The 18,184-nt window shown below is 73.0% G+C and carries 12 protein-coding genes; 2 read left to right on the forward strand and 10 right to left on the reverse strand.

All coding sequences use genetic code 11. The annotated features are described in order from the left end of the window. From ffh to VFV89_RS07790, 4 genes are all read right to left on the reverse strand, one after another. Window positions 1–1,403 (reverse strand): signal recognition particle protein (gene ffh, locus VFV89_RS07775; RefSeq protein ID WP_329705351.1); only part of this gene is annotated, 1,403 nt, incomplete at its 3' end. Window positions 1,404–1,746: 343 nt separating this feature from the next. Continuing rightward, the gene (locus tag VFV89_RS07780) at window positions 1,747–3,960 is read right to left on the reverse strand and encodes a [protein-PII] uridylyltransferase (RefSeq protein WP_329705352.1); all 2,214 of its coding nucleotides are present in this window, start codon (window positions 3,958–3,960) and stop codon (window positions 1,747–1,749) included. Window positions 3,961–3,983: 23 nt separating this feature from the next. Continuing rightward, entirely contained in the window at window positions 3,984–4,322 is a 339-nt protein-coding gene (locus VFV89_RS07785; RefSeq protein WP_329705353.1) for a P-II family nitrogen regulator, read from the reverse strand. Next, complete coding sequence (locus VFV89_RS07790) at window positions 4,319–5,641, reverse strand: ammonium transporter (protein ID WP_329705354.1); 1,323 nt, start codon at window positions 5,639–5,641, stop codon at window positions 4,319–4,321. The genes VFV89_RS07785 and VFV89_RS07790 overlap by 4 nt, the downstream gene beginning before the upstream one ends. Window positions 5,642–5,772: 131 nt before the next feature. Between VFV89_RS07790 and VFV89_RS07795 the strand changes: the two genes are divergently transcribed. Continuing rightward, on the forward strand, window positions 5,773–7,146 hold the full coding sequence (locus VFV89_RS07795) for a rhamnan synthesis F family protein (protein ID WP_329705355.1): 1,374 nt from the start codon (window positions 5,773–5,775) through the stop codon (window positions 7,144–7,146). Between the two features lie 54 nt (window positions 7,147–7,200). On the opposite strand, the gene VFV89_RS07800 is transcribed toward VFV89_RS07795, so the two are convergent. The 6 genes from VFV89_RS07800 to VFV89_RS07825 form a co-directional block, all read right to left on the reverse strand. Then, window positions 7,201–9,558 (reverse strand): glycosyltransferase, encoded by a 2,358-nt coding sequence (locus VFV89_RS07800; RefSeq protein ID WP_329705356.1) that lies wholly within the window; start codon window positions 9,556–9,558, stop codon window positions 7,201–7,203. Window position 9,559: 1 nt separating this feature from the next. Continuing rightward, a complete protein-coding gene (ftsY, locus tag VFV89_RS07805) occupies window positions 9,560–10,684 on the reverse strand; it encodes a signal recognition particle-docking protein FtsY (protein WP_329705357.1) in 1,125 nt (374 codons plus the stop codon). A gap of 26 nt (window positions 10,685–10,710) precedes the next feature. Then, a complete protein-coding gene (locus VFV89_RS07810; RefSeq protein ID WP_329705358.1) occupies window positions 10,711–11,148 on the reverse strand; it encodes a thioesterase family protein in 438 nt (145 codons plus the stop codon). Window positions 11,149–11,170: 22 nt separating this feature from the next. Beyond that, window positions 11,171–14,725, reverse strand: coding sequence for a chromosome segregation protein SMC (gene smc, locus VFV89_RS07815; RefSeq protein WP_329705359.1), 3,555 nt, complete (start codon window positions 14,723–14,725; stop codon window positions 11,171–11,173). A 145-nt stretch (window positions 14,726–14,870) separates the two neighbouring features. Beyond that, window positions 14,871–15,623, reverse strand: coding sequence for a DUF5995 family protein (locus tag VFV89_RS07820; protein WP_329705360.1), 753 nt, complete (start codon window positions 15,621–15,623; stop codon window positions 14,871–14,873). Between the two features lie 31 nt (window positions 15,624–15,654). After that, window positions 15,655–16,419 (reverse strand): TetR/AcrR family transcriptional regulator, encoded by a 765-nt coding sequence (locus VFV89_RS07825; protein ID WP_329705361.1) that lies wholly within the window; start codon window positions 16,417–16,419, stop codon window positions 15,655–15,657. A gap of 92 nt (window positions 16,420–16,511) precedes the next feature. Between VFV89_RS07825 and VFV89_RS07830 the strand changes: the two genes are divergently transcribed. Beyond that, window positions 16,512–17,957: a DHA2 family efflux MFS transporter permease subunit gene (locus tag VFV89_RS07830; RefSeq protein ID WP_329705362.1), complete on the forward strand. Its 1,446-nt coding sequence runs from the start codon at window positions 16,512–16,514 to the stop codon at window positions 17,955–17,957. Window positions 17,958–18,184: the final 227 nt, after the last annotated feature.

Genomic DNA, 18,184 nt, shown 5'->3' on the forward strand with positions numbered 1-18,184 from the left:
CGCTTCGCCTTGCCCTTCTTGGGCGCCTGCTTGGCCTTCGACCGCTTGCCGCCCATGCCCGGGAGGCCCGGCATCCCCGGCATGCCCGGCATGCCGCCGCCCTTGGCCACGGACATCATCATCTTGCGGGCCTCGAAGAACCGGTCGACGAGCTGGTTGACGTCGCTGACCTGGCGGCCCGAGCCCTTGGCGATGCGGGCGCGGCGGGAGCCGTCGATGATCTTCGGGTTGGCCCGCTCGGCCGGGGTCATCGACTGGATGATCGCCTGGATCCGGTCGATCTCGCGGTCGTCGAAGTTCTCGAGCTGGTCGCGGAACTGCGCCATCCCGGGCAGCATCCCCATGATCTTCGACAGCGAGCCGAGCTTGCGGATCTGCTGCATCTGCTCGAGGAAGTCGTCGAGGGTGAACTCGCCGCCCTGCCCGGTCAGCTTGGCCGCGGCCTTGGCGGCCTGCTCCGCGTCGAAGGTCTTCTCGGCCTGCTCGATCAGGGTGAGCATGTCGCCGAGGTCGAGGATGCGCGAGGCCATCCGGTCGGGGTGGAACAGGTCGAAGTCGGTGAGCTTCTCCCCCGCGGAGGCGAACATCACCGGCCGCCCGGTGACCGACGCGATCGACAGCGCGGCGCCACCGCGGGCGTCGCCGTCGAGCTTGGTGAGCACCACGCCGTCGAAGCCGACGCCGTCGAGGAACGCCTGCGCGGTCGTGACGGCGTCCTGGCCGATCATCGCGTCGACGACGAACAGCACCTCGTCGGGCGCGATCGCATCGCGGATGTCCGCCGCCTGCTTCATCATCTCGGCGTCCACGCCGAGGCGGCCCGCGGTGTCGACGACCACCACGTCGTGGAGGGTCCGCTTGGCCTCCTCGATCGAGGCCCGCGCCACTGCAACGGGGTCACCGACGCCGTTGCCGGGCTCGGGCGCGAAGACGGGCACGCCGGCGCGCTCGCCGTTGACCTGCAGCTGCTGGACGGCGTTCGGGCGCTGGAGGTCGCAGGCCACCAGCAGCGGGCTCTTGTCCTGCCCCTTGAGCCAGAGGGCGAGCTTCGCGGCCAGCGTCGTCTTGCCGGCGCCCTGGAGGCCGGCCAGCAGGATCACGGTCGGCCCGGACTTCGCGTAGCGCAGCCGCCGGGTCTCGCCGCCGAGGATGGTGACGAGCTCCTCGTTGACGATCTTGATGATCTGCTGGGCGGGGTTCAGCGCCTGGCTGACCTCCTCGCCCCGCGCGCGCTCCTTGACCGCTGCCACGAAGTCCTTGACCACCGGCAGCGCGACGTCGGCCTCGAGAAGCGCGATCCGGATCTCCCGGGCGGTCGCGTCGATGTCGGCCTCGGACAGCCGGCCCTTGCCGCGCAGGTTGCGGAAGGTGTCGGCGAGGCGGTCGGAGAGTGTGGCGAACAAGGGGATTCCTCAGCGGATCGTGGCCGGAAACAACCTCCCCAGCCTAACGGCGCCGGCCTACTCCCACCGATGTGACGGGCATCGTCCTCGGTCCGGCCGGGGTGCTCCTGGCTTCGGCGCCGCCGCGGATATCCGGTGACCCTGACATGTCCGTGGGTGGGCGGCCGCGCGCGTAGCACGCCGCAACCCGCCGGACCCGGCTTTGCCGAGGATTTCCGGCACCAGGTGCCGATTTCCCTCCGCAAACCCACCGATCCTTGACGGCGAGACGCGATCCGGTAGGCGCGGGGCCGCCGACCCACGGCTCCGTCACAAGAGCCAGCTGACGGTGACCCCAACCGGCTCAGTTGCCCAACGCAGCGCGGACGGCGTGCGCGGCCTCGGCGGCACGGATCTCGCTGAGCGCGCCGGCCGCCGCCTCCTGCAGGTAGAACACGTCGACCGCTTGCGGCCCGAGGGTGTCGACGTGTGCCGAGCGGACGGCGATGTCGAGGCGGGCCAGCGCGGCACAGACGAGGTAGACGACCCCGGGCCGGTCCGCTGCCCGCACCTCGAGGACGGTCGCCCGGGCCGAGGCCTCGGGTCGTACGGCGACCGCCGGGTCCAGCACCTGACCCGCCGGCGGCGCCAGCCGGGGGGCGGGGTCGAGCCGGCCCTCCTGGATCGCGTCGTAGCGCTGCCGCAGGACGGCGGCGTCGACGTGCTCGTCGGCGACCTCCCACACGGAGACGGCGTAGCGATCCAGCGTCCGCGCCCGGGCAGCGCGGATGCCGACCCGCTGCAGCGCGAAGACCGCCGCCAGGTCGGCGAGAAGCCCCACCCGGTCCGGCGCCACGACCGTGACCCGCGAGCCGTCCACGGCAGGCTCGGCGGTGATCGAGAGCCCACCCGCTCCGCCGTCCGAGGGGACCGGCACCTCGTCGTCGCCGGCCACCGGAGGCAGCGCCGAGCCGCTCCCGAGCACTGCGTGGACGCGGCCGGCGAGACCCCGGACCAGCCCGGCCCGCCACGACGACCACGCCTTGGGCGAGGTGGCCCGGGCATCGGCCTCGGTGAGCGCGGTGAGCAGCTCCAGCGCCTCGGTCGACCCCAGCCGGGAGGCCAGGGACTCGACCGTCGCCGGGTCGTCGGGGTCGCGGGTGGTCGCGGTCTCCGCGAGCAGCAGGTGCCAGCGCACCAGGAGGGCGACCAGCCGCACGCCGGACGGGTCGAAGCCCATCCGGGTCGCGATGCCACGCGCGATCGGCTCCCCGGCCACGCTGTGCTCGGTCAGGCTGCCCTTCCCGATGTCGTGCAGCAGCGCCGCCACCATCAGCACGTCCGGCCGGGCGACCTGCCGGATCAGCCCCGAGGCCTCGATGCACGTCTCGACGACGTGCCGGTCGACGGTGAACCGGTGGATCGCCGAGGCGTGCGGCAATAGCCGGATCCGCTCCCACTCGGGGAGGACCTGCGCCAGCGCGCCGGTCTCCTCGAGGGTCTCCCACGTGCCGAGCAGGCCGCGGCCGGAGGCGAGCAGCCGGACCAGGAGCTGCCTGGCCTCCACCGGCCACGGGTCGGGAAGCGTCGCGCACTCGCGAGCCAGGCGGGCGGCTGTCGGTGGCGCGAGGACGACGTCGCGCTCGGCGGCCGCAGCGGCGGCGCGCAGCAGCAGTGCCGGGTCCTCGGCGGGCCGGGCGCGCCGGTCCAGCACCACCTCGCCCGCGGACAGCGCGACACCCACGGCCACGGGGGTCAGGCTCGGCCGGCGTACGCCGACGTGCGCCGGCCGAGCCAACACGTCGTCGACCCGCCGCCAGGTGAGCCGCGAGAGGTGCGTGATCCGGCGGCCGAGCTCGCGCACGTGCACCTGGGCGGCGCGGGCATCGTCGAGGCCGAGGGCGGCACCGAGCTCGGACCACAGCTCCGGCGCGATCCGGTCAGTCGCCCGCCCGGCGATCGCGTGCAGGTGGTCGCGGACGTCGAGCAGCGCGACCCGGCTCCGCTCCAGCTCGACGTGGGGCACGTCGACCAGCCAGGTCGCCACCAGCGACCTGAGCACGGTCGCGTCGCGCAGCCCGCCCTCGCCCTCCTTGAGGTCGGGCACCGACTCGTGGGCGAGCTCGCCGATGAGGTCGTGCCGGGAGCGGACGATCCGGTGCAGCTCGGGCAGCCGCTCGCGGGCCTGGCGGCGCCACTGGGCGAGCATCGTGGTCCGGAGCCGGAGGGTGAGGTTCGGGTCACCGGCGACGTGGCGCACGTCGAGCAGCCCCGATGCCACCCGCAGGTCCGCGTCGGCGGCCGCCACCATGTCGGGCAGCGTCCGCACCGAGTGGTCGACGGTGGCGCCGGAGTCCCACAGCGGGTACCACAGCTGCTCGGCCACCCGCCCGAGCTCGTCGTCGGTGTCTCCCACGAGCACCAGGTCGAGGTCGGACTGTGGTGCCAGCTCGCCGCGGCCGTACCCGCCGACCGCGACGAGCGCCAGCCCGTCGTCTGCCGCGCCGGCAGCGCCCCACGCCCGAGCGCAGAGCGCGTCGGCGGCCGCCGTACGCCGGGCCCGCTCGTCGGCGGTCACCGGGACCGGGACCTCTCTCGGTCCTACAGCGCGTCGGTGTCCCGGTCGCCGGTGCGGACCCGGACCACGGTCTCGACCGGGCTCACCCAGACCTTCCCGTCACCGATCCGGCCGGTCTGCGCGGTCTTGACGATGATGTCCACGACGTCCGCGGAGTCGTTGTCGTCGACCACGATCTCGACCCGGATCTTCGGCACCAGCGCGATGTCGTACTCCGCGCCCCGGTAGACCTCGGTGTGGCCCTTCTGCCGGCCGTAGCCGCTGACCTCGCTGACGGTCATGCCGGTCACGCCGAAGGTCTCGAGGGCCTCCCGGACGTCCTCCCACTTGTGCGGCTTGATCACCGCAGTCACGAGCTTCACGCGTTGGCTCCTTCGCTGTCGGTCACCGGCACGGTCGAGGTGGCGAGCACCGAGGTGGCGGGCTTGCCGCCGCCGCCGAGACCAGTGTGCAGGTCGTACGCCGTCTCCCCGTGCTGGTCGAAGTCGACGCCCTCGACCTCGGCCTCGTCGGAGACCCGCCAGCCGAGCGTGTACTTGATGGCCAGGCCGATGATCGCGGTCATCACGCCGGACCAGAGGATGGCGATGGCCGCCGCGCCGGCCTGGTGGCCGAGCGAGGTGAGGCCGCCGCCGTAGAAGAGCCCGTCCTCGCTCGCCGCGGCGTGCTCGGTGGTGGCGAAGAGGCCGATGAGCACGGTGCCGATGACGCCACCGACCAGGTGGACGCCCACGACGTCGAGGGAGTCGTCGAAGCCCAGCCGGTACTTCAGCCCCACGGCCCAGGCGCAGGCACCGCCGGCGATCGCGCCGATGGCGATCGCGCCCAGCAGGTTGACCGCACCGCAGGACGGCGTGATCGCGACCAGGCCGGCGACGATGCCCGACGCCGCACCCAGGGTGGTGGCCTTGCCGTGCAGCAGCCGCTCCACGAGCAGCCAGCCGAGCATCGCCGAGCAGGTGGCGATCGTGGTGTTGAGGAAGGTCAGCCCGGTCTCGGACATGAACTGGGCGGTGTTGGCCTCGTCGCTGTCGCCCGCAAGGACGATCGAGCCGACGTTGAAGCCGTACCAGCCGAACCACAGCAGACCGGCGCCGATCATCGTGAGCGTCAGGTTGTGTGGCCGCATCGGCTCCTTGCCGAAGCCGATCCGCTTGCCGATCACCACCGCGAGCACCAGGCCCGCGACGCCGGCGTTGATGTGCACCACCGTGCCACCCGCGTAGTCCTGGGCGCCGAGGTGCTCGGCGATGAAGCCGCCGCCCCAGACCATGTGGCCGATCGGGAAGTAGGAGAGCGTGACCCACAGCGGGAGGAAGACCACCCACGCGGAGAGCTTCACGCGGTCGGCGATCGCGCCCGAGATGAGCGCCGCCGTGATGACCGCGAACGTGAGCTGGAAGACGACCCCGATGTAGCCGTCCCAGGCGACGCCGTCGAGGGCGAACAGGTCGAACGGGTTGGCGAACAGCCCGCCGGCCGTGTCCTCGCCGAACGTCATCGACCAGCCCCACAGCACGTAGACGATGCCGACGACGCCGAGGGCGACGTAGGACATCATCATCATGTTGAGCACGGACTTCGACCGGCTCATCCCGCCGTAGAACAGGGCCAGGGCCGGGGTCGTCATCATCAGGACGAGGGCTGTCGCCACCAACATCCAGGCGTAGTAGCCGTCCACAGAACCTCCATCGGTCGTCTTGACCAGAACCCTGCTGGCCGCACGTTTCGGCCGCCCGCCTCGCAGTGTTGCGGGGATGCAACAGGTAGCGGTCTGCGTGTTACGTCGGGGTTACGGCGATGATGTGGCCCGTGACCGACGTCGAGCCCGGGCCGCCCTTCCAGCGCGCCTGGGCGCGCCTGGTAGCGGCCTGGCTCAGCGCCGGCGAGGAGTCGGCCGAGGCGGAGTCGCTGCTCCGGCGCGCGCTGGACGAGGGGGTGCACGCGCTCGACCTGCCCGCCGCCGGCGAGGTGACCGTCGGTCAGCGCCGGCGCTGCGAGGTGGCGGTCGTACGGCTCGCGGGCGCGGTCGACGAGACCGGCTACCTCGCCCACAACCAGCCCCAGGCCGAGCGCGGCGCCGAGCCGGTCGACCACTTCTGCCGGCGTGGCTGGCGGGCGCTGCGCAACCCGAGCCTCGACTTCGACGTGTGGTGGTACTGGGCGGAGTACCTCGACCCGGCCGACGAGTCGGAGACGGCCGTCAACCCGCTCGTCCACTACCTGCTCGACGGCCGGCACCGCGGCCTGCTGCCGCTCCCGCGCCGGGTGACCCGGCGGCCGGCCACGGTGTCGGCGCCGCGGCGGGCCTGCCTGTTCGCGATGTACGACGCGGACGGCCTGGTCGACGACTGCGTCGCGGCGTACGTCGAGGAGCTGGCCCGGCACGCGGACGTCTACGTCTGCGCCGACGGGTCGCTGCAGGACGGCCAGGTCGAGCGGTTGTCGGCAGCCCGCGGCGCCTGGGTCCGGGCCCACGGCGCCCACGACTTCGGCTCCTGGAGCCTGCTGGCCCGCGACCTTGTCGGCTGGGAGGCATTGGCGGCGTACGACGAGGTGCTGCTCGTCAACGACTCGTGCTGGCTGGTCCGCCCCCTCGACGAGGTGTTCGCGCGGATGGACGCGCGGGCGGGTGACTTCTGGGGTCTCCAGGTCACCGCGCGGCGCTTCGAGCCGGAGCCGTGGCAGCCGCAGTCGGTGCCCCTGGAGGAGGTGAAGCGGTCCTGGCTGCCGCCGACCGCGTTCCGCTACCCGGAGCTGGTGCACGTCGGCTCCTACTTCCTGGCCCTGCGCCGGCCCGTCCTCGACGACGCCGGCTTCCGGCGCCGGCTGGACGCCGTGCGGCCCCAGCGGGACCGGGGCAACCTGGTCCAGAAGTACGAGACCGGCACCACGCAGTACCTCGTCGGCCAGGGGTTCGACTTCGACACCTGGGTGCCCGGGCTTCGGCCCAACCACCCGGTCTACGGGCCGGGGGTCTTCGACCTGCTGGCCGATGGGTTCCCGCTGTTCAAGCGGCGGTTCCTGGTGGCCAACCCCTACGACACCCCCGACCTGGCCGACTGGAAGGAGCGGCTCCTGGCCGCCGTACCGTCCGCCGACGTCGAGATGTTCGAGCGCAACCTCCTCCGGGTCGCCGACCCCGACGAGCTCGCTCGCTCCTTCGCGATCCGGTCACCGGGATAGTCCGTGACGAAATGGTTGTGGAGAACAGTGTTCGCACGACCATTTCGTCACGGACTATCCCGGCGTGCGGGCGGCCCTTGCCCCCAGGGCGACCTCGACCAGGTGTGCGGCCCGAGCGGCGAAGGAGTGCTCGGTGCGGACCCGGGCAGCGGCGGCCCGGCGAGCGGCGTCGTCACCGAAGACGGAGTCCGGGTCGTCGAGGGTGGCCAGGCGGCGCAGGTCGTCGGGGGTCTCGTAGACCTGGACGGAGGGTCCGAACAGCTCCGCCAGCCCGTCCACCGGGTCGCTGACCACGCGGGCGCCGCTCGCGACCGCGTCGAAGAGCCGGTTGGAGACGAAGCCGTCGGCCCGCATGGCCTCGTGGTGGTCGTTGAGGACGACGCCGGCGGAGCGGTACGCCGCGGCCAGCGACTCGTTGGGCAGTGACCGGGCCCGGACCACCTCGTCGGGGACCAGGCCGGACCACAGGTCGCCGTAGACGGCCAGCGGCAGCCCCGCGGCCAGCGCGTCACGGACGACCGGCCGGAGCATCCGCCGCGAGTTGCCCACGAACAGGACCGGTTCGCCGGTGTCCGGAGCGGCCGCGTCCGGGTGGAACCGCTCGGGGTCGGTCGCCTGCGGCAGCGGCTCGATCGGGCCGGTCAGCTGCTCGGCCCAGTCCCGGCTCCGGCGCTCGGCCCAGGCCCGGCCGGCGGCCAGCACCCGGTCGTAGCCCCGGACCTCGTCAGCCGTGACCAGCTCGGGGTGGGAGATCACCCAGAGCAGGGAGACCTGCTCGGGACCGGGCTCGTGCGCGACCAGCCCGCGCAGGACCAGGACGACGTCGTCGTGCCGGCCCGTCGCCCGGTCCCACTCGGGGCGCCGGTCGACCACCACCTCGTGGCCGTGGTCCCGCAGGGCGGCGGCGAGGGCCGAGGCGAAGTGCGTGTCGCCCCACCGCCCGCCGCCAGGGCCCGCTGGAGCGGCGTTCTTGATCGCCCACCGGAGCCGGGTGCTCTCGACGATCTGCAGCCGGGCCTCCCTGACCAGCACCGGCCGCGGGATGCGCAGCCGGGGTGGCTCGTCCCGCCGCGCCGGGCCGGTGTCGTGGTCGACGACGCGCAGGCCACGCGTGGCCCAGAGCGCGGCGTCGTCGCGCGGCTCCACGACGTGCTGCCACCGGTCGAGGTAGACCCGCCGGTTGGCCAGGTGCCGGTCGTAGCGGCCCGCCGTGCGCGACTCGTGGTGGAGGACGGGCGCCGCGTCGAGCACCCGGAAGTGACCCTCCCGCAGGCGGGCCAGCCGGTGGCAGAGGTCGACGTCCTCCATGCCGTTGGAGAACACCGGATCGAACCCGCGCACCGCCACCGCGTCGGCGTACCGCAGCGCCAGCGCCGCCCCGGTCAGCGCGTGGAAGCGGAGCCCCTCGACTCCGTAGGCGTCCTCGGCCGGGAAGCCCTGCAGGAACGCGTGCGGAAGCCCGCCACAGGTCGGAAAGGCCACGCCCGCGGACTGGATCGCCCCGCTCGGGTAGGTCAGGAGCGGCTGCGCACCGAGTACGTCGTCGTCGGTCAGCGCCTCGCGGAGTGGGGCCAGCCATCCCGGCGGGACCGTGGTGTCGTTGTTGAGGAACACGACGACGTCGCCGGTGGCGTGGGCGAGGGCGAGGTTGTTGCCAAGTGCGAAGCCGTGGTTCTCCGGGCTGTGGTGCACGAGGACCCGGTCCCCTGCGAGGGCGTCCAGCGCAGCGGCGACCTCCGGTGAGGAGCCGTTGTCCCACACCACGACCTCGACCGGTGACCCGCCGGCGGCGGTGTCGGCCAGCAGCGACCCGACGCACGCCGTGGTGAGCTCGCTGTCGTCGTAGGTCGGCACGACCACGCTGGTCAGCCCCGCGGTCCGGGGCCGGTCCCCCAGGGCGGCCCAGTCGACGAGGTGCTTGTTCAGGACGACCCGGCGCCAGTCACCGGGTGGCGGGCGGAGGGCACGGCGGCGGTCCGGGAACCTGCGGCGTACGCCGACGACCGGCACCAGCTCCACCTCGGTGCGCCCGCGCAGCAGCAGGTCGAGCAGCCAGGCGGTCGGCAGGGCGGGATCGACCGGGCCGAGCGCCAGCAATGCGTCGCGCCGGGCCACCAGCCGGGCCGGCTCGACATCGGGCGCGGGCGTGCGGAACACGACCTTGTCCCCGTTGCCCCGCTCCCCCTCGAGCTCGTCGGCCACGAACGGCCGGCCCAGGCCCACCAGCCGCTCGAGCCGGTCGGGCACCCAGGAGTCGCCGGCGTCGAGGAAGGCGACGTGGTCCCCCGTCGCCTCCGCGAGCGACGCCACGACCTCCCGGTCGGTGAGGGTCTGGTTGTCGAGGGTGGCCAGCGAGATGGCGCGGAGCTCGTCGTCGTAGCCGGGGTCGAACACGACGGAGACCCGCGGCATGTCAGCCCAGCAGCGCGTCGACGAAGGCGTTCGCGTCGAACGGCGCGAGGTCGTCCGGCCCCTCGCCGAGCCCGACGAGCTTGACGGGTACGCCGAGCTCGCGCTGCACGGAGACCACGATGCCGCCCTTGGCCGAGCCGTCCAGCTTGGTCAGCACGACGCCGGTGACGTCGACGACCTCGGAGAAGACCCGGGCCTGGACCAGGCCGTTCTGGCCGGTCGTCGCGTCGATGACCAGCAGCACCTCGGTGACGGGTGCGAGCTTCTCGATCACCCGCTTGACCTTGCCGAGCTCGTCCATCAGGTTCGCCTTGGTCTGCAGCCGGCCGGCGGTGTCCACGATGACCGTGTCGACGCCCCCGTCGACGCCGTGCTGGACCGCGTCGAAGGCGACGCTGGCCGGATCGGTGCCTTCCGCGCCGCGCACCACCTCGACGCCGACCCGCTCCCCCCAGGTCGCGAGCTGGTCGACGGCGGCGGCCCGGAAGGTGTCGGCCGCGCCGAGGGTGACGGTGCGGTCCTCGGCCACGAGGATGCGCGCCAGCTTGCCGACCGTGGTGGTCTTGCCGGTGCCGTTGACGCCGACGACGAGGACGACGCCCGGCTTGCCGTCGGCGCCGCTGACCTGCAGGCGGCGGTCCATGGTGGGGTCGACGAGCCCGACGAGCTCGGCTCGCAGCGCGGCCTTCGCGTCCTCGGGAGCGCCCTCGACCCGCAGCCGGGTGCGCAGCCCCTCGACGATCTGCTGGGTGGGCGCCACCCCGAGGTCGGCGGTGAGCAGGAGGTCCTCGATCGACTCCCAGGTCTCCTCGTCGAGCCGGTCGCGGCTGAGCAGCGCCAGCAGTCCCTTGCCGAAGCCGCCCTGCGCCCCGGCCAGCCGCTGGCGCAGCCGGACCAGCCGGGATGCCGTCGTCTCGGGCTTCTCCATGGTGGCCGGAGGCGCGCTCACCTCGACCGGCGGCGCCTGGGTGTCCGCGGCCGCTTCGGGCGGCTGCACGATCACGTCGGTGTGCGTGTCCGGCAGGGGGGCGGGCCTGCGGCCGCGGACCACGAGACCGATCACGACGCCGACCAGCAGCACGGCGACGACGGCGATGATGAGGATCAGCAGCGCCAGCTCGGACATGCACCTATCCAATCAGGAGGCCGGCGTCAGCGGAGCAGTGGTGTGACCGCGGCGCGGATCTCCTCGGGCATGGGTACGACGGGGCGCACCGGGTCGGTGTTGTCGACGTAGACGTGCACGAAGGTGCCCTCGGCCGCGGCCTCGTCGCCAGGGCCCTGGAAGAGGCCGACCTTGTAGATGACCGAGGAGTTCCCGACCTTCTCCACATAGACGCCGACGTCGACCGGCGCCGGGTAGCCGACCTCGGCGAAGTACCTGCACCCGACCTCCGCGACCACGCCGATCGCGGGGAGGCTCCGGATGTCGGTGCCGGTCGCCTGCTCGAGGTGGTTGTTGACGACGGTGTCGATGATCTCGAAGTAGCGCGCGTTGTTCATGTGCCCGTAGACGTCGATGTCGGCCCAGCGGGTGGTGACGGTCTCCCAGTGGACGTAGTGGTCCCGGGTCGGGCGCTGGGCGGGCACGGTGCTGCTCCGGCCGGTCCGGCTAGGAGGCCTCGGCCTCGCGCAGCCGCTGGCTGATCACCGCGGAGACGCCGTCGTTGCGCATCGAGACGCCGTAGAGCGCGTCGCCGACCTCCATGGTCCGCTTCTGGTGGGTGATGACCACGAGCTGGGAGTTCTCCCGCAGCTCCTCGTAGATCTCCAGGAGGCGGCCGAGGTTGGTGTCGTCGAGCGCGGCCTCGACCTCGTCGAGGATGTAGAACGGCGACGGCCGGGCCTTGAAGAGGGCGACCAGGAAGGCGACCGCGACCAGCGAGCGCTCGCCACCGGAGAGCAGCGAGAGCCGCTTGATCTTCTTGCCGGGCGGCCGGGCCTCGACCTCGATGCCGGTGTTGAGCATGTCGTCGGGGTCGGTGAGCACCAGCCTGCCCTCGCCGCCCGGGAACAGCCGGTGGAAGGTCTGCTCGAAAGCCCGCTCGACGTCCTCGTAGGCCTCGCGGAAGACCTGCTCCACCCGCGCGTCGACCTCGCGGACGATGTCGAGGAGGTCCTTGCGGGTCTTCTTGAGGTCCTCGAGCTGCTCGCCGAGGAACTTGTGCCGCTCCTCGAGGGCGCTGAACTCCTCCAGGGCGAGCGGGTTGACGGTGCCGAGCATCGCCAGCTCGCGCTCGGCGGCCCGCAGCCGCTTCTGCTGCTCCTCGCGGACGAACGGCGCCGGCTCGGGCTCGTCCTGACCCTCCTCGACCGTCCCGGTGAACGGGACCGGCTGGTCGGGGCCGTAGTCGGCCACGAGGGTCTCGGCGTCCAGCCCGAGCTCCTCGAGAGCCCGCTCCTCGAGCTGCTCGAGCCGCATCTTCTGCTGGGTGCGGGCCATCTCGTCGCGGTGCACCGAGCTGACCAGCTCGTCGTGCTCGCGGGCCAGGTCGCGCAGCCGGCCGCGTACGGCGAGCAGCGCCTCCTCGCGGCCCTGCCGGGCCCGCTCGACCTCGGCTCGGGCCTCGGCCGCCCGGGCGACCGAGCGGTCGAGCCGATCGAGCACGAAGCCGACCGCGACGCCGACGGCCTCCGCGGCCCGCCCCTCGCGGAGCAGCCGGGTTCGGCGTTCGATCTCGCGGGCGCGGGTCTCGCGCTCCTCGTGAGCGGCGCGCAGGAGCTGGTCGGCGCGGCCGTGCAGCGCGCGGGACCGCTCCTCGCCTGTGCGCAGGGCGAGCCGGGCCTCCGTCTCGGCCTGTCGGGCGCCGCGAGCGGCCTCGGCGAGGGGCTCGCGCTGATCGGTGACCTCCTCGAGCTCCGGGTCCTCCTCGGCCCGGGCCAGCCGCGCCTCCAGCTCTCCGAGCCCCGCGAGGTCCTGGTCGCGGGCGACGCGCGCCTCGGCGATGGCGCGCTCCAGCCGCTCCGCCTCCCCCCGGGCCGCCCGGGCCTGGGCGCCGAACTGGCCGAGCTCCTCGGCCACCGCCGCCAGGGTCGCGTCGGACTCGTGCAGCTTGGCCAGCGCGACGTCGACCCGCTTCTGGGCCTCGTGCCGCTCGCGCTCGAGCCGGGACATGTCGAAGCCGAGCCGCTCGCCCGCGGCCACCGCCTCGGACAGCTGCTGGGCCGCCTCGTCGACCGCGGCCTGGATCTCGATGAGGCTGGGCCGGCTGGCCGAGCCACCTGCCGCCACGTGCGCGCCGAGCAGGTCGCCGTCGCAGGTGACCGCGGTGAGCGAGGGGTCGTCACGGACGAGCGCCCGCGCGGCCGCCAGGTCGTCGACCACGGCGACCCGGTCGAGCAGCCTGGTGAGCGCCGGGCGCACCGTGTCGGGGCAGGTGACCACGTCGATGGCGTACGTCGCGCCCGCGGGCAGCGCCGGCCAGCCGCTGACGTCGTGGGTCGGCCCCGAGCCGAGCAGCAGCCCGGCCCGGCCGAGGTCGTGGTCCTTCAGGTGGCCGATGGCGGCCACGGCGGAGTCGGCGTTCTCCAGCGCGACCGCGTCGGCGGCCGAGCCGAGCGCGCTGGCGACCGCGGCCTCGAAGCCGCTCCGGACGGTCAGCAGCGCGGCCACCGAGCCCAGCAGGCCGGACACCTGGTCGGAGGCGGCCAGCAGCGCGCCCGCGCCGTCCTTGCGGTTGAGGCCGAGCTCGAGGGCGTCCTTGCGGGCGGCCAACGTCGCCCGGTCGCGCTCGGCGCGCTGGGCCTCCTCGCGGGCCTTGGCCAGCCGCTCCTCGAGGTCGGCGAGCTCGGCAGCGGCGGCTTCGTGCTCGGCGTCGAGCCCCTCCTCGCCGGCGTCGAGCCCGGCGACCCTGGTCTCCAGCGCGGTGAAGTCGCGCTGGGCGCGGGCGGCCCGGTTGAGGGCGTCCTCGTGCGCCTGGGTGAGCCGGCCGATCTCGTCGTCGGCCGCGGTTGCCCGGGAGCGCAGCGCGTTGACCTGGCCGGTGAGGCGGGCCAGCCCCTCGCGACGGTCGGCGGCGGCGCGCTGCAGCCCGGACACCCGGCGCTCCTCCTCGGCGACCGCCTCCTCGGCGGTACGGCGGGCGGACACCGCCTGCTCGAGGGTCAGCCGGTGCTCCTCGACCTCGGCCTCGATGGCGAGCTCCTGCTCGCGCAGGTGGGCGGCCTCCACCTCGAGCGCCTCGGGGTCGCGCCCCGTCGCCACCTCACCGGTGGCCAGCCCCTCGGCGTTGCGGACCCGCTCGGCGGCCAGGGACTGGGTCCCGCGCAGCCGCTCGCGGAGCCCGCTCAGCTGGAACCACGTCTCCTGCGCCTGCGCGAGTGCCGGGAGGTCCTCGCGGAGGGCCGCCTCGAGCTCGCCCTCGCGCCGGGCCGCGGCGGCCTGCTGGGCCTCCACCTCCTCGCGCCTGGCGACCAGCACGGACTCATCGGCCAGCTCCTGCTCCAGGGCGGCCCGCGCGGTGACGAGGTCGTCGGCGATCAGCCGGGCCTTGGCGTCGCGGACCGTCGACTGCACGCCGGCCGCGCGCCGGGCCACCTCGGCCTGGCGGCCCAGCGGCTTGAGCTGGCGGCGGATCTCGCCCAGCAGGTCGGTCAGGCGGGTGAGGTTGCCCTCGCAGGCGTCGAGCTTGCGGAGCGCCTTCTCCTTGCGCTTGCGGTGCTTGAGGACGCCGGCGGCCTCCTCGACGAACCCCCGCCGGTCCTCCGGGGTCGCGTGCAGGATCGAGTCGAGCTGGCCCTGGCCGACGATGACGTGCATCTCCCGGCCGATGCCGGAGTCGGAGAGCAGCTCCTGCACGTCGAGCAGGCGGCAGGGGGTGCCGTTGATGGCGTACTCGGACCCGCCGCTGCGGAACATGGTCCGGCTGATCGTCACCTCGGAGTAGTCGATCGGGAGCGCGCCGTCGGTGTTGTCGATCGTCAGCAGCACCTCGGCCCGCCCCAGCGGCGGCCGCCCGGCCGTGCCGGCGAAGATGACGTCCTCCATCTTCCCGCCGCGCAGCGACTTGGCGCCCTGCTCGCCCATGACCCAGGCGAGGGCGTCGACGACGTTGGACTTGCCGGAGCCGTTGGGCCCGACGATGCAGGTGATCCCCGGCTCCAGCTGGAGGGTGGTGGAGGACGCGAAGGACTTGAACCCCTTGAGGGTCAGGCTCTTCAGGTACACGGGGCTCCCTCGCAGATAGCGGGACGTCAGGGGCTGACGCGGGGGAAGCTCAGCCCTCCGAACCCTACCCGCGTCGTACCCCGGGACCGTGAATCCCCGGCCGGTGTGCCCGGGCGTGTCAGGCGGGAGGGGCGCAGGTCCCGCCTCATGCCGGTGGGGGCAGCACCACACCGAACCCGGTCACCGCCAGGCGCAGCAGCACCTGGCCGGGCGCGAGCAGGTCGGCGATCTTCGCCGCGGTGAGTACCTCGAGCTCGGCGAGCCGCTCGGCGTACGCCGCAGGGCCGGCCAGCCGGGCCTGCTGCAGCTCCACCGTGTTGTGCCACACCTTCACCCGCGACTCGCGGAGGAACCGCTTCGAGGCCCGCTGGTTGAGGGGCTGGAGCACCCGGTCCAGCAGGCTCCGCGCCGACTGGGCCGCGAGCTCGCCGTCCTCGGCCGCCACCCGGCCCGAGAGGACGCCGTCGATCCGCTCGTGGTCGCGCCGCCGGCGCGCCATGAGCGCGGGATCGACGAAGTCCTCGTCGCTGATGACCGCGAGCAGCGCCTGGGGCAGGTCGTAGTTGATGTGCGCGTTGATCCCCAGCAGCACGTGCTGGAGGGGCTTGAGGTCCGGCGGTGCGTCGAACGCGAGCCGCCAGGGACGTGGCGGCCGGCCGCCGGCCAGGTCGGCGTCGAGGGCCGCCAGGTAGAGGTTGGCGAAGGCGACGTCCCACGCCTCGACCCACGGGCCGTCCTCGAAGACCCCGTCGCCGACCGCCGTGGCCACCGCGACCGTCGTGCGCTGGTAGGTGCCGAGGAACTCGCGGCGGTGCTCCTTCTCCGGGGGCAGCCCGTCGAGGCGGTCCTGCATGGCCGCGACCACCACGTCGATCGAGCCGCGGTCGCGCTCCGCCATGGACGGTCAGGCTAGCCCCGCCCCGTTGGGCTCAGCGGTAGCGCTCGGAGACAGCCGCCAGCCCACTCACCAGCATGTCGATGCCGAACTCGAACCGCTCGTCGCCGTCGCCCGAGGTCATCTCGGTGGTGTAGGTGGTCAGCATCGGGAACCGCTCCGGCGGGAGCTGCCGCCAGAACTGCAGCATCTGCTCGTCGATCGCCTCGTGGTCGGGCTGCTCGCCCGCCTTGGTGGAGTTCTCCCGCGCGATCCAGATCGACTCCTCGTAGGCGAGCGCGCCGACATAGAGGGAGGCCACGTCGCACATCCAGGCGGCGGCCTGGGGCGAGATGCCACCCGCGAGGCAGATCGCCATCATCCCCTCCGCGACCCGCATGGTCCCCTCCATGGTCGGGACCTGGCCCATCGCGGCCCGGGCGGAGCCCGGGTGGGCGCGGTAGATCGCCAGGGTGTCGCGGAGCATCTGCTTGAGCTGCTCCGCCCAGCGCTCGGGGTCCGGCTCCGGTACGTCGATCTGGGAGGCGATCCGGTCGAGGACCAGCTGGTCGAGCTCGTCGCGGTTGCGGACGTGCTGGTAGAGCGAGGCCGGCCCGGTGTCGAGCGTCCGGGCCAGCGAGCGCATCGACACCGCGTCGTACCCGTCGGTGCGCATCATCTCCAGCGCCGCGTCGACGATCCGGTCGGTGGTCAGCGGCTCCTTGCGCTCCCGAGGCTGCGGGCGCGCGGTCGGCAGCGTCACCCGGACCCGGACCGGTCCGGCCTGCCAGGTGCGCTCACGGTTGTCTCCCTCGGCCATGTCGAACAATGTACTTGACACGAACAGTGTTCGCTATTAGAACAGTGTTCGCACAGCACGAACACCGTTCGTCCGTTATCCCAGGAGTCCCAATGTCCGTCACCACTCCCTCCCCAGCGGCGGATACCTCGCCGCAGGAGTCCCGCGGCTACAAGTACCGCTGGATGGTCATGGCCGTCGTCATCGTGGCCGACGTCATGGACCTGCTCGACGCCACGATCGCCAACCTGGCCGGCCCCTCGATCCGGGCCGACCTCGGTGGCAGCGAGAGCACCCTGCAGTGGGTCCTCGCGGCGTACACGTTGGCCTTCGCCATCGGCCTGGTCATCTCGGCCCGGGCCGGCGACATCGTCGGCCGGCGCCGGATGTTCATCATCGGCATGGCCGGGTTCACCCTCGCGTCCCTGCTCTCCGGCCTCGCCCCGACCGCCGGGGCGCTGATCGCCTTCCGGGTCCTGCAGGGCGCCTTCGGCGCGGTGATGATCCCGCAGGGGCTGGCGATGGTGAAGCAGTCCTTCCACCCCGACGACCTGCAGAAGGCGTTCATCCCGTTCGGCCCGATCATGGGGCTGGCCGCCGTCCTCGGCCCGATCCTCGCGGGCTTCCTCATCGACGCCGACCTGTTCGGCAGCGGCTGGCGGATGATCTTCCTGATCAACATCCCGGTCGGCGTCGTCGGCACCGTGCTCGCGGTGAAGTACCTCCCGCAGGTGCCCCGCGAGCGCGACAAGAAGCTGGACGTCACCGGCTCGGTGCTCCTGGCCCTCGCCTCGGCGCTGCTGATCTACCCGCTGGTCCAGGGCCGCGAGCACGACTGGCCGGCCTGGTGCTTCGTGATGATGGCCGCGTCCGCGGTGGTCTTCGCAGGGTTCGTGCTCAGCGAGCGCCGCTCGACGCACCCGGTGATCGAACGCTCGCTGTTCCGCAACCGCGGCTTCGTGGCCGGGGTGGTCTTCCTGGCGTCGTTCTTCGTCGCCATGAACGGCGTGATGCTCATCGTGAACCTGTTCATCCAGCTCGGCCTCGGCTTCACCCCGATGCACACCGGCCTGGCCATGACCCCACTCGCCCTCGGCCTGGCGGTCGGCGCAGCCACCTCCGGTGCCGCACTCGGCCCGAAGTTCGGCCGCAAGGTGCTCCACGGCGGCCTGCTGGTCATCGGCGTCGGCATGGTCGGTCTCTGGCTGACCATCGACCACTTCGGGACCAGCGCGACCGGGTGGGACCTCGCCCCCGCGCTGTTCGTGACCGGCCTGGGCAGCGGCGCGATCTTCGCCCCGCTGTTCGACATCATCCTGGCCGACCTCGGCGACCACGAGGTCGGCACGGGCTCCGGGGTGCTCAACGCCTCGCAGCAGTTCTCCGGTGCGCTCGGGGTGGCCATCATCGGCACGATCTTCTTCCAGTGGCTGCCCACCGACGGCTGGGCCGACTCGACCAAGGGGATCGTCTGGGTGAGCCTGGCCTGCTACGCGGTCAGCTTCCTGGTGGCGTTCCTGCTCCCGAAGGAGGCCCGCGAGGGCGCCGAGCTGGCTTGAGGTTGGGTCTGGGTCTTCGTTCGTGGCTCCGTCTGCGGGCCGGGGACGGGGAGGCCCGGCGGGCGGGATCCACCCCTCCGCGAGATGTTCCACTCGCAGGCTGTCTCGAAGCATATCTCGCTCCGGGGGGCCAGTCCCAACCACCGCCCGCCGGGCCTCCCCGTCCCCGTCCCAGACACGTCGCCCTCACTTCGTCTACACGTGGGTGGGAAGGGCGGCGGTGCGGG

The organism is Nocardioides sp. (genome assembly GCF_036274455.1).
Lineage (GTDB): Bacteria > Actinomycetota > Actinomycetes > Propionibacteriales > Nocardioidaceae > Nocardioides.

Coding starts and splice junctions, on each gene's coding strand:
- VFV89_RS07830 (WP_329705362.1), top strand. CDS start 16,512: ATGTCCGTCACCACTCCCTCCCCAGCGGCGGATACCTCGCCGCAGGAG.
- ftsY (WP_329705357.1), bottom strand. CDS start 10,684: ATGTCCGAGCTGGCGCTGCTGATCCTCATCATCGCCGTCGTCGCCGTG.
- VFV89_RS07820 (WP_329705360.1), bottom strand. CDS start 15,623: ATGGCGGAGCGCGACCGCGGCTCGATCGACGTGGTGGTCGCGGCCATG.
- VFV89_RS07825 (WP_329705361.1), bottom strand. CDS start 16,419: ATGGCCGAGGGAGACAACCGTGAGCGCACCTGGCAGGCCGGACCGGTC.
- VFV89_RS07800 (WP_329705356.1), bottom strand. CDS start 9,558: ATGCCGCGGGTCTCCGTCGTGTTCGACCCCGGCTACGACGACGAGCTC.